Source organism: Actinoplanes sp. NPDC051346, assembly GCF_040682215.1.
Classification (GTDB): domain Bacteria; phylum Actinomycetota; class Actinomycetes; order Mycobacteriales; family Micromonosporaceae; genus Actinoplanes.
Map to the genome: position 1 here is coordinate 214,875 of NZ_JBFBAJ010000006.1, position 11,316 is coordinate 226,190.

Below are 11,316 nucleotides of genomic sequence, written 5' to 3' on the forward strand. Positions count from 1 at the left end.
CACACCAGTCATGACCACCCCGCGCCGCGCCCTCATCGTCATCGACGTGCAGCAGGAGTACTTCAGCGGCCCGCTGGAGATCCAGTATCCGCCGCACACCGACTCGCTGCCCCGGATCGCGCACGCGATCGATGCGGCCACCGTCGCGGGCATTCCCGTCGTCGCGGTGCAGCACACATCGGGCGAGGGCGCGCCCATCTTCAACCCCACCCAGCCGGGCTTCCAACTGCACCCAGACATCGAACGCCGCCGCACCGGCGAGTGGAAAACGATCGTCAAGCAGTACAGCACCGTGTTCGCCGGCACCGATCTGCTCCCGTTTCTGCGAGAGCGCCAGATCGACACCATCACCCTCGTCGGCTACATGACCAACAACTGCGTGCTGGCCTCCGCCGCCGAGGCCGAAACGCACGGCCTGACCGTCGAGGTGCTCTCCGACGCCACCGGCGCGATCAACATCGCCAACGAGGCCGGCTTCGCCGACGCGAAGACGGTCCACACCACCCTGATGGCACTGTTCCACTCCAACTTCGCCGCCGTCGCCGACACCGCGACCTGGTCCGACGCCGTCGCCGCTCGGCATCCACTGCCCAAGTCCGACCTCCGCGCCTCCGCCGCGACCGGTGCGCGGCGCGCCGGGCAAGCCTGATCGACACCTGCTCTCGCCCGAGCCGCTGACTACGACGCTGACCTCCCGCCAGCACATCGTCACCGCGTTCACCGTGGTTCCCTTCGGTGGTCGGCGTTCGCGATCGCGGGCGGGAGGAGCGCGGGCCACGGGGGTTGGCCCGCGCGGTCGCTTGCCGTAGGCTTCGGCACAACGTTTCAATGCAGCCAGCTTCATCCAGACCGCTTCATCGGCCCCGGCCTGCCTAGCCAATTGCGCCAGTGCGTAGGGTTCGCAAGCTCGGCGAGTACACAACCGACGGTGAGATCGTGCCGTTCGCGCGTTCATTCATGAAACGTTTCATAACGCTCATGGGCATCCGAAAGGTACGTCATGACCGAACGACCTGGCGTCTCGCGGATCACGCCGCGCAAGACCCGTATCGGCCTCGTCGCGGGCGGGCTCGGCGCGTACTGGCCGCAGTTCCCCGAGCTCCTGCCGCAGCTGCGGGCGTCGTCGCGACGGGTCGCGCAGCGCATGTCGCGGCTGGACTGCGAGGTCGTCGACGTCGGGTTCATCTCCGACGCGCGGGAAGGCGCGGCCGCCGCCGAAAGACTGCGAGTCGCGGACTGCGACCTCATCGTCGGCTTCCTCACCACGTACATGACCGCGAACATGCTGGTGCCGGTCGCGCAGCGGACCGGCGCACCGGTCCTGCTGCTCAATCTCCAGCCCACCGAGGTCATGGACCACGCCACCTTCGACACCGGCGCCTGGCTCGCGTACTGCGGCGCCTGCCCGCTGCCCGAGATGGCCAACGCCTTCCGCCGCTGCGGCATCGAGTTCCGCTCCGTCTCCGGCTACCTCGAGGACGAACGAGCCTGGACCCGCATCGAACGCTGGATCAAGGCCGCCGGCGTGCGGTCCGCGTTCCGCCACGGCCGGCACGGGCTCATGGGCCACCTGTACCCGGGCATGATGGACGTCTCCACCGATCCGACACTCGTCTGCGCCCAGCTCGGCGGCCACGTCGAGATCCTGGAGATCGACGACCTCCGCGTACGGATCGAGAAGGTCACCGACGCGGAAACCGAAGCCCGCATGGCACTTGCCCGCGAGCTCTTCCAGCTCGACGACTCGGTCGTCGAAGCGGACTTCCGCTGGGGCGCCCAGGTGTCCGTCGGACTGGACCGGCTGGTGGAGGACTTCGCCCTCGACTCGCTCGCCTACTACCACCGCGGCCTCGACGGCGAGACCCACGAACGGGTCGGCGCCGGGCTCATCCTCGGCGCGTCGCTGCTGACGGCGCGCGGCGTCCCGGCCTGCGGCGAGTACGAGCTGCGCACCTCCCTCGCGATGCTCGTCATGGATCGGCTCGGCGCCGGCGGCTCCTTCACCGAGCTGCAGGCCCTCAACTTCGTCGACGACGTCGTCGAGATGGGCCACGACGGCCCCGCGCACCTCGCCATCAGCGCCCACCGCCCGCTGCTGCGCGGCCTCGGCGTCTATCACGGCAAGCGCGGCTGGGGCGTGTCCGTCGAGTTCGACGTCAACCACGGCCCGGTCACCGCCTGCGGGCTCGCCCAGGACCGGCACGGCACCTTCTCCCTCGTCGCTTCCGAGGGAACGGTCGTGCCCGGACCGCTGCTGCGGATCGGCAACACCACGTCGCGCGTCGACTTCGGGCGCGACCCGGGGGAGTGGACCGACGAATGGTCGGCGACCGGGATCGCCCATCACTGGGCGCTCGGCACCGGCCATCGCCTCGGGGAACTCCGCGCCGTCGCTGACCTCCTCGGGCTGCGGCTGACGATCGTGTGATGTTCGAGAACACTCTGGAGGAAGGGTGACATGAGACGAGCACTGGTGGCGATCGTTTGCGCGGTGCTGGCCGCGACCGGGTTGACTCCGGGCGCGGCACACGCGGACATCGCGGTGACGGTGGTGAACAGCGACGTGAACGGCGCTCAGGTGAGCCGGTTCGACGTCGACGGCAACGCCCTGGACGCGCATGACGGCTCCATTGTGCAGGTCGGTGACCTGTACTACCTCTACGGCACCAGCTATTCGTGCGGCTACCGCTACACCCAGAACAGCAGCTTCTGCGGCTACAAGGTCTACAGCTCCCCGGATCTGGTGCACTGGACCGACCGCGGATACGTCGTGGAGCCCGGCCAGTGCGCGTACTGCTTCCGACCGCACGTCGTCTACAACGCCAGCACGTCGACCTACGTGCTGTGGGCGGACATGGGCCTCGGCAACAGTTACGGCGTGTTCACCAGCCCCTCGCCGACCGGCCTGTTCACCCGGCGGGCCAATCCCACGCTGGCGATCGGGCAGAGCGTCGACATGGCGCTGTTCGTCGACAGCGACGGCACCGGCTACGTCATCCACAACACGACGCTCGTCCCGTCCGGGATGACCGCGGACATGGTGGTGGAGAAGCTGACCCCGAACTACCTCACCACCACCGGCGAGGCGGTCCGGCTCGGGCTGGGCAACGTCGAGGCGTTCGCGCCGTTCAAGCGCGACGGCGTCTATCACGTGCTGATGTCCGATCCGACCTGCGCCTACTGTGCCGGCGCGACCGGTGAGGTGACCGCCACCTCGATGCTCGGGCCGTGGTCCGGCGTCTGGTACGACCCGAACGGCTGGAACATCTACGAGAACCGGCCCCAGCCGCGGAACAGGGCCCGGATCGTCAACGCCGACAACTGCGGCGGCCAGCCGCTCGCGGTGCTGCCGGTGAACCGTACCGGCGGCACCGACTACTACTTCGTCTCCGACCGGTGGGGCGCCTACCGCGACCCGAACCAGGGGTTGGCCAACTTCTTCCTCGGCCCGCTCGCCTTCGACGCGCAGGGCACGCTGCAGACCGTCCAGTGCGTCAACTCCTTCACCGCCACCCTTCCGGGCTCCACCGTCGGCGCCTACACCGTCACCGCCGACCAGGACCAGCACAGCGGTTTCGACCGCTTCCGGCACCACTGCGACATCGCCGGCAACGTGTGGCGCCAGCAGACCTTCACCCCGTCGCGTACGGGCGTGCTCACCAGCGCGTCGATGACCACCTTCCAGCGCAACCAGCCGACCGCGCCCCTGATCGTCGACGTGGTCGACGCCGCGACCGGCACGCTGTTGCATTCCACGGCGATCCCGGCCGGCGCGGTGCCGTGGACCCCGACGGTGCTGGCCGCGCATCCGAACGTCGCCGTCACCGCCGGCCACACGTACACGATCAGGCTGCGCTCCAGCACCACCGCGGGTTGCTACGGCTTCGAGTACAACGACTTCGATCCGTACCAGGGTGGCGTCGAAAGCTACAGCGTCAATCGCGGCGGTAGCTTCACCGCTGAGTCGTCCCGGGACCTGAAGTTCACCACCGACGTCAACGCCGCACCCGCCGCCGTCGCCGAGGAACTGCCCGCCGGCTACACCCGCTGCGCGGGCGAGGGCGGCACCTGTGCGTTCACCGGGACCCGCGTGGTCGCCTACGGCGCCGGCGGGTACCGCTTCAAGACCGTCACCGGCGGCACCGCCTGTGGCATCGCCGCGTTCGGCGGCGACCCGGTCTACGGGGTGCTCAAGTCCTGCTACGTCGCGCCGGCCGGCGGACCCGCCGGACACAGCCAGTGCGCCGCCGAGGGCGGCAACTGCGCCTTCACCGGCCCCAAGCTGGTCGCGTACGGCGCGAACGGCGCCTTCGTGTTCCGGCTGGCCACCAATGGCACCGCATGCACCAGCGCCGCGTTCGGCCGCGACCCGATCAGCGGCCAGACAAAAGCCTGCTACACCACCACTGCCGCCGCGCCGGCCGGTAACTGGCAACAGTGCGCCGCCGAGGGCGGCACCTGCACCGTCAACGGTCCGCAGACGGTCTTCTATGGCACCAGCGGCGCCTACTACGCCCGTCAGATCAACGGCTCGGTGACCTGCTCGGCCACCAACTTCGGTGGTGCGCCGATCGCCGGTGCGACCAACGCCTGCTACACACAGACCGGCGGCCCGGTCGGCTTCGGCACCGCCTGTGCGGGCGAGAGCGGCACGTGTTCATTTAGCGGTTTCCGCACCGTGGCATACGGCGCGGCCGGTCGCTATGTCTACAAGTCCTTCACCGACGCCGCACCGTGCAACCCGAGTTCTTTCGGCCTCGACCCGATCTTCGGTGTCGTGAAGAGCTGTTACCTCACCACCTGACCCCTCGGCCGGCCGCGGGCCACACCTGGCCCGCGGCCGTTGCACCGCGACGTGCGATGGCCCTGCCGGATGATGGGGACCATGGAACGCTTCGAGGGTCATTGCCACCTGGACTGGTGGGCCAACTCCATGACGTTGCTCGCCAGCGTCGAAGTCGCGGTGGCCATCGCCACTACAGACACGGGCTGGAGTGCCGAGGGCCGCCTGCTCACCGATGACGAGGACGAGCGCGAGGGGTTCGCCTTCCTGTGCGAGATGGATCCGGTCTTCGAGCTCAGATTCGAGGATGAGAGCACCATCACCGTGAACGTGCATCCCGCTGGGGAAGTCGACCGGTTCACGTTGACGGAGTACGCCGGTCCGGAGAGTCGGTCGATTGAATGATGTTGCCGAACTCCCAGTACGCCCGCAGCGCCGCGATTTTGCCGTTGCGGTCTCCCCGATAGGTGAAGACGCCGCGCACCTCGGAGTGGTGTCCCCCCGGCAGGGTGAGGTGGATGCTGCCGACATCGGCGACCTCGTCGCCGCACAGGTAGGACCGCTCGATCTCGAAGCGCATCCCCTCGACGCGCCCGATCACGGTGTCGTAAAAGGTGGCGATGGCCGCGGAACCGCGATGTCCGCGACCGTCCGGGTCGAGCGGGGACGGACCGATCGGGTCCTCGACGATCGCGTCGTCGGCGAACAGCCCGAGCCAGCCCTCGCGGTCTTTGGCCCCGGCCGCCGCCTGAGAACGCCGAGCCAGGTCGCGGACGGTCAACACTCCCGACGCCATCGCATGCCTCCCGTGCCGAACATCCGGAATGCCTCCGAGATTAGAACACGTTCCACCGGCCGGCAACCGATCGGGGCACCTGTCGGCGTCGTGACACTGCGCCGCACCCTCGTGCCTCTACCGTCGCCTCAGGCCACGTTCCAGGAGGTCACCGGGTGACGACCAGCCCAAGGCAGCAGCGACCCGAGACGGACGACTTCGTACTGCCCGAGCTGCGGCCGACCTGGTGGGAGACCGGAGTACGGGCGCGAGCGGAGACCGGCATCCTCGGCGTGTTCGCCGAGATTCCCGGCCTGGCCGCCAAGGCCGTCAGCATGGCCTGGCGCACCGACCGGCTCCGAACCGCGACCGTTGCCGCCGTGACGATCGCGGCCGGCGTGATGGCCACGTTCGGGCTCCTTGCCACTCAACGCGTGTTGATCGAGTTGTTCGCCGGCGGCCCCACCCCGGATCGGGTACGCGCCGCTCTGCCGGCGCTGGTGTTGCTCGGTGCGGCGACGGCGATCCGGGGCGCGATGGGCATCGCCACCGGGTACGCGCTCAACGGGCTCACTCCCCGGGTCAACCAGGAGGTCGAGCGGCAGCTGTTCGAGCACACCACCGCGGTGCGGTTGGAGGCGTTCGACGACGACGCGTTCTCCGAGGGGATGGAACGGGCGACCCGTGGCTCGGAAGCGGCCATCGACCTCGTCGAGAACACGATCAACCTGTTCGCCGGTGTGGTCAGCCTCCTCGCGGTCACGGTCGCCGTCGTCGTGATCCATCCGTTGCTGCTGCTCGCACTGCTGGTGGCCACCGTCCCCACCGCCTATGCGGCACTGCGCGCCGGGCACGAGCAGTTCAAGAGCTACCTGGCCGGATCGACCAGGCGGCGCCGGATGTGGGTGCTGCAGCAGCTCATGGCGGAGCGTGTGTCCGCGCCGGAGCTGCGCTCGTACGGACTGCGGAATTTTCTGCTGAACCAGCACGACCGCGTGATGGGCGCGCAGACCGCGGTCGACCTCGCTCTGGCCCGACGGGTCACCACGACCACCGCGATCGGCTCGGCCACCGGTGGACTGGCGCTCACGGGTGTCTACATTCTGCTGGGCGTGCTGCTGATCGACGGCCAGATCCCCTTGGCGGCCGCTGCGACCTGCGTGGTCGCCGTGCAGGCCGCCCAGCGGGCGCTGACCCAGACGACGTTCCAGATCGACCGGATGTTCACCGATGGTCAGTTCTTCAACGAGTACGTGGGCTTCCTGGAACGCGCCGCCACCTATCTGCCGACCTCGGCCAACGAGGGGAGCGCACCGGAGGAGCTGCGAGAGATCGCCGTTCGCGGGGTGAGCCTCACCTACCCCGACCGGGACAAGCCGGCCGTCGACGAACTCTCGGTCACCATCCGTGCCGGGGAGACGATCGCCCTGGTCGGCGAGAACGGTTCCGGCAAGTCCAGCCTCGCCGCCATGATCGCCGGCCTGCGGGAACCCACCACGGGCGTCGTCAACTGGAACGGGCGGCCGCTGCCGGAATGGGACACCGACGCGCTACGCGCCCGGATCGGCGTGGTGCTCCAGGAGCACCACAAGTGGCCGTTCAGCGCGGCCACGAACATCGCCATGGGCGACCTGACCATCACCGCGGACCGCGACCGCATCGAGCGCGCCGCGTCGCTCGCCGCCGCACACCAGATGATTCTGGACCTGCCGCACGGCTACGACACTTTGCTCGACCGTACGTTCGCCGATGGTCAGGATCTGTCCGGTGGCCAGTGGCAGCGGATCACGGCCGCTCGCGGATTCATGCGGGACGGCGATCTGCTCATCATGGATGAGCCGTCCTCCGCGCTCGATCCCCGGGCCGAAGACCAGCTGTTCCAAGCCATTCGTTCCCGGAAGGGCTCCAAGACCACCATCCTGATCACGCACCGGCTCGCCAACGTCACCCACGCCGACCGGATCCTCGTCATGCACAACGGCGCTGTGACGGAAGTCGGCACCCACGACGAGCTGATGCGCGCGAACGGCCGTTACACCGAGCTGTTCACCTTGCAGTCCAAGGGCTACCAGAGTGGAGCGCAACGAGGCCTTCGCTAACCACGTCGGCGGGCCGGCCGGCCGGGAAGGTGACCACCGCGTCGATTCCCGTACCGTCGGCCGCCCGCAGCGCCACGTCGCCGCCGCCGGCGGCCGCGAGTTTTCGCACCAGCGACAGGCCCAGCCCGGTGCCGTCCTTGGCGGCGTCCGGCGCCCGCCAGAATGGATCCAGTGCCCGTTTCCGTTGCTCGGAGGGGAGTCCTGGCCCGGCGTCGACAACATGGAGTTCCACCATGTCGTCCGGTCCGGGCCGCCAGCTGATCGCGATGGTGCTGTCCGGCGGCGCCACCCGCAGCGCGTTGGACACCAGGTTGTCGATGATCTGCTCGACCGCACCCGCGACAGCGAGGACCTCAGCGGTCTCCGGGCCCGTCGCTTCCAGCCGTACCTGCTTCTCCGTCGCCAGCGGCGACCACACATAGATCCGGTCGGCGACGGCGTCGGCGAGCACGACGGATTCACGCGGCAACGCGCTCTGCTCGAAGCGGGCCATGGCCAGCAGTGTCTCCACCAGGTGCGCGAGGCGGTCGGTCTCGGTGATCGCCGCGTGCAGGTCCCGGTTGCCGGCCGGGCTGTCCGATTCGAGGTTCTCCAGGCGGAGCCGCAGCGCCGCGAGTGGCGTCTTGAGCTGGTGTGAGGCGTGCCCGACGAAGGACCGCTGCGATTCGAGCAGGTTGTGCACCCGTTCGGCGGTGGCGCGGAAGGTGGCGGCGAGGCGTTGGAGTTCGGGCGGCCCGGTCGTGGTCGGTGGCGGCAGCGCTCCGTCGGGCAGGCGCCGGCTGGCGAGTTCGAGGGCGCGTACCGGCTTGCTGATCCAGCGGGCCAGGGCCAGCGCGATCAGCGCCACCGCCGCCAGCACGGCCACGCCGGCGCCGACCAGCAGCAGCCAGAACTGCTCGATCCGCGACGTCAGCGGCCCTTTCGGCACGGTGACCCGGACCGCGCCCTGCGCGGCCATCCCCGGATTGATCGGCGCGGTCACGGACATGACGCCCACGGCGCCCGCTTCGGCGACGTGGGTGCTGATCCGGCCCTGACCGTGCAGCACAGTGCGGATGTCGGTCGCGGTGGCGAGGCTGCCGGGCGGGTGTTCGTCCGGGTGGGTACTGGCCAGCAGCTGCCCTCGGGCGTCCACGACGTCGACATCGCCGTCCAGGCGCTGGGCGGATTCGTGCGCGAGCAGGTCGATCTGCTCCCGCTGCCCGGTGCGCATGGCCGTGTCGATGAACGCGGCGAGGACCTCGGCGTCGTGTTCCAGCTGCGCGGAGGCGTGCTGGGTTTCGCTGCGGTGGTAGACGTACCCGAGCGGCACTTCAAGAGCGATCAAGATCAAGAGCGCGAAGGTGAGGTACGTGAGCAGCAGGCGCCGGGTCATGGCTGCTGGACGACGAGGCGGAGCCCGACGCCGCGACGGGTCTCGATCCAGGCCGGGTCGCCGAGCTTGCGCCGCAGGCTCGCCACGTGGAAGTCGAGGGTCTTGCCGCGGCCGAAGGAGTTCGGTTCCCAGACCGCCTCGAGGATGTCCCGGCGGGGCACCAGCGCGCCCGGATCGGCCGCGAGGACGACGAGCAGGTCGTACTCCTTCGGCGCGAGGCCGATGACGTCGTCGCGCAGCCGTGCCTCGCGGATGCGGCGATCGATGGTCAAGGCGCCCAGCCGCTGCAGGTGGTCCTCGGACCGCGGCGCCGCGACGGGCCGGGTGCGGCGGCCGACCGCGTGCATGCGGGCGACCAGCTCGCGGATGCTGAACGGCTTGGCCAGATAGTCGTCGGCGCCGAGCTCCAGACCGATGACGCGGTCCGCCTCGTCGCCGCGGGCGGTGAGCATGATGAGCGGGATGTCGTCGCTACGGCGCAGCCGCCGGCACACCTCGATGCCGTCGATGTCCGGCAGCCCGAGGTCGAGCAGGACCATCTCGGCGCGCGGCGCTGCGAGCGCCTCCGTTCCGGTGGCCACCCGGTTGACCGTCATCCCGTACCGGCTCAGCCCGGCGGTCAGTGGCTCGGCGATCGAGTCGTCGTCCTCGACTAGCAGAACTCTCATGCCACGATCCCCTGCTCTTGCCGGGCGGCGGGCACCGGGCAGCCGTGATCCGGCATCCCGGACGGGAAGGGATACGTACCGTCAGCGCGATTGGTTGAACCGGCGGGCAGAGAGCCGAATGCCAGGAGACGGCCAGGAATCAACCAGAACACCGCCAGGCATTCGCGTACGCCCATCCGCGGCGACCGGGAACGCGTACTGCACGACACGCGACCCACCAAGGAGTAACCAATGCGCAGAGCCGTCATCACCGCCGTCGTGGCAGTCGGACTAGCCCTCGCCGGGACAGCCGTTGCCAGCGCCAAGGACCGCGACGAGCGGCGCGTCGCCGTACCCGCGTCTGGTCGGCCGTCCTTCGACCTGGAGATCGACGCGGACCTCGACGCCCAATTCGGGCCGCGCCGCGTCAACGCCACCCAGGCCGCCGCCATCGTCGAGAACGCCTTCCCCGGCGCCCGCGTCACCGAGGCCGAACTCGACGAGGCCGGCGGCGCACCCATCTGGGAGATGAAGTTCGAGCGCTCCGGCCGGGAGGACGAGGTCGACGTCGACGCCACCACCGGAGCGATCCTGGCCGACGACTGAGACCTTCGAGGCTGGAATATGAGGTCAGCCGGGCGGGGGCGGAGCGGCCGGAGGGGGACCCGGCGGGTGCGGCAGGGCCGGGAAGCCGTCCCATGGGTGCGGTGCATGCGGGGGCGGTGCTGGCCAGGGTCCCGTCGGCGGGGTGAAGGAGGGCACTCGCCGCCATGGCCGGAAGTGCCGGTCGGATGGGCCCGTGAGCAGCAGGACCATGGTCGCGACACCGAGCAGCAGGGCGACCGCGGCCGTGGTCATGCCGGTCACCTGGAGGGCTATCGACCAGCCCTCGGTGTCGAGCCGTGCCAGTTCTTCCATCAGGGCCATCTCGCCCTCGCCCGTGAAGTCCTCCTCCACGAAGGCGCTGTCGTCCACGGAAGCGCCGTCCTCGACGAAAAAGTCATCGGATGGGCCGGCCAGCAGACCCATCATCAGGATGCCGCCGAACACGCTGCCGAACAGGCACCCCAGCAGTCCCAGAACCGGCGGCATGCCGAGCCCCACCAGACTGAGGATTCGGGCGACGTTGCTGCCCCGGCGCACCCACACCGCGGCGAGGCCCAACCAGACGGCCAGCACCGCGAGCGGCACGGCGACCGTCAGCGTGGTGGACAGGTTCATCGAACGCTCGAACGAGACGTCGCTCGCGCTCGCGCCGACCGCCCGCGCCGCTTTGTCGATCAAGGCGTCGTACCGGATCGCTCCCGCCACGACCGTCGCGATCATCACCAGTAACGTGCCGACGAGGGCGACCTGAAACGCGAACGCGACGGTGACCGTCGTCGGCCGTGGCGCAGCCGCTGGGCCCGCCGATTCCGTAGCTGTCTGGATCACTGGTGGCACGGTACGGCCCGCGCGGCTCGAAGCGGCAGAGCCGGACGGGTGCACCTGATCCCCTGACAGGACACCAGCTCAGCGACCACAGGGTCGAATTCCGGAGGCGGTGACCTGGTCTTATGCGTCTACGGGTTGGTCGCGGGACCAAACGGACTAGTGGCACCGCGACGCTCACCGACTGATCCGGCAGTCGGGACGCG

General features: G+C 69.5%; 10 protein-coding genes. 6 read left to right on the top strand and 4 right to left on the bottom strand.

The annotated features are described in order from the left end of the window. Window positions 1-10 precede the first annotated feature (10 nt). The 4 genes from AB0M36_RS17205 (at window position 11) to AB0M36_RS17220 (ending at window position 5,188) form a co-directional block, all read left to right on the top strand. Window positions 11-649: an isochorismatase family protein gene (locus AB0M36_RS17205; protein WP_364158210.1), complete on the top strand. Its 639-nt coding sequence runs from the start codon at window positions 11-13 to the stop codon at window positions 647-649. A gap of 351 nt (window positions 650-1,000) precedes the next feature. Next, window positions 1,001-2,428 carry an L-fucose/L-arabinose isomerase family protein gene (locus AB0M36_RS17210; RefSeq protein ID WP_364158213.1) on the top strand — a complete coding sequence of 476 codons (1,428 nt, stop codon included), beginning with the start codon at window positions 1,001-1,003 and terminating at the stop codon, window positions 2,426-2,428. A gap of 30 nt (window positions 2,429-2,458) precedes the next feature. After that, complete coding sequence (locus AB0M36_RS17215; protein WP_364158215.1) at window positions 2,459-4,804, top strand: family 43 glycosylhydrolase; 2,346 nt, start codon at window positions 2,459-2,461, stop codon at window positions 4,802-4,804. Window positions 4,805-4,885: 81 nt separating this feature from the next. Continuing rightward, on the top strand, window positions 4,886-5,188 hold the full coding sequence (locus tag AB0M36_RS17220) for a hypothetical protein (protein WP_364158218.1): 303 nt from the start codon (window positions 4,886-4,888) through the stop codon (window positions 5,186-5,188). On the opposite strand, the gene AB0M36_RS17225 is transcribed toward AB0M36_RS17220, so the two are convergent. Beyond that, the gene (locus tag AB0M36_RS17225; RefSeq protein ID WP_364158221.1) at window positions 5,142-5,579 is read right to left on the bottom strand and encodes a nuclear transport factor 2 family protein; all 438 of its coding nucleotides are present in this window, start codon (window positions 5,577-5,579) and stop codon (window positions 5,142-5,144) included. The two genes, AB0M36_RS17220 and AB0M36_RS17225, sit on opposite strands and share 47 nt — an antisense overlap. Window positions 5,580-5,734: 155 nt before the next feature. Between AB0M36_RS17225 and AB0M36_RS17230 the strand changes: the two genes are divergently transcribed. Further along, window positions 5,735-7,657: an ABC transporter ATP-binding protein gene (locus tag AB0M36_RS17230; protein ID WP_364158224.1), complete on the top strand. Its 1,923-nt coding sequence runs from the start codon at window positions 5,735-5,737 to the stop codon at window positions 7,655-7,657. On the opposite strand, the gene AB0M36_RS17235 is transcribed toward AB0M36_RS17230, so the two are convergent. Next, a complete protein-coding gene (locus AB0M36_RS17235; protein WP_364158227.1) occupies window positions 7,605-9,032 on the bottom strand; it encodes a HAMP domain-containing sensor histidine kinase in 1,428 nt (475 codons plus the stop codon). The two genes, AB0M36_RS17230 and AB0M36_RS17235, sit on opposite strands and share 53 nt — an antisense overlap. Continuing rightward, a complete protein-coding gene (locus AB0M36_RS17240; protein ID WP_364158230.1) occupies window positions 9,029-9,700 on the bottom strand; it encodes a response regulator transcription factor in 672 nt (223 codons plus the stop codon). Before AB0M36_RS17240 ends, AB0M36_RS17235 begins: the two co-directional genes overlap by 4 nt. A gap of 231 nt (window positions 9,701-9,931) precedes the next feature. Here AB0M36_RS17240 and AB0M36_RS17245 point away from each other — a divergent pair, with 231 nt between their 5' ends. Next, window positions 9,932-10,285: a PepSY domain-containing protein gene (locus tag AB0M36_RS17245; RefSeq protein ID WP_364158232.1), complete on the top strand. Its 354-nt coding sequence runs from the start codon at window positions 9,932-9,934 to the stop codon at window positions 10,283-10,285. A 24-nt stretch (window positions 10,286-10,309) separates the two neighbouring features. Here the strand turns inward: AB0M36_RS17245 and AB0M36_RS17250 are convergent, their stop codons facing one another. Continuing rightward, a complete protein-coding gene (locus AB0M36_RS17250; RefSeq protein ID WP_364158235.1) occupies window positions 10,310-11,113 on the bottom strand; it encodes a hypothetical protein in 804 nt (267 codons plus the stop codon). Window positions 11,114-11,316: the final 203 nt, after the last annotated feature.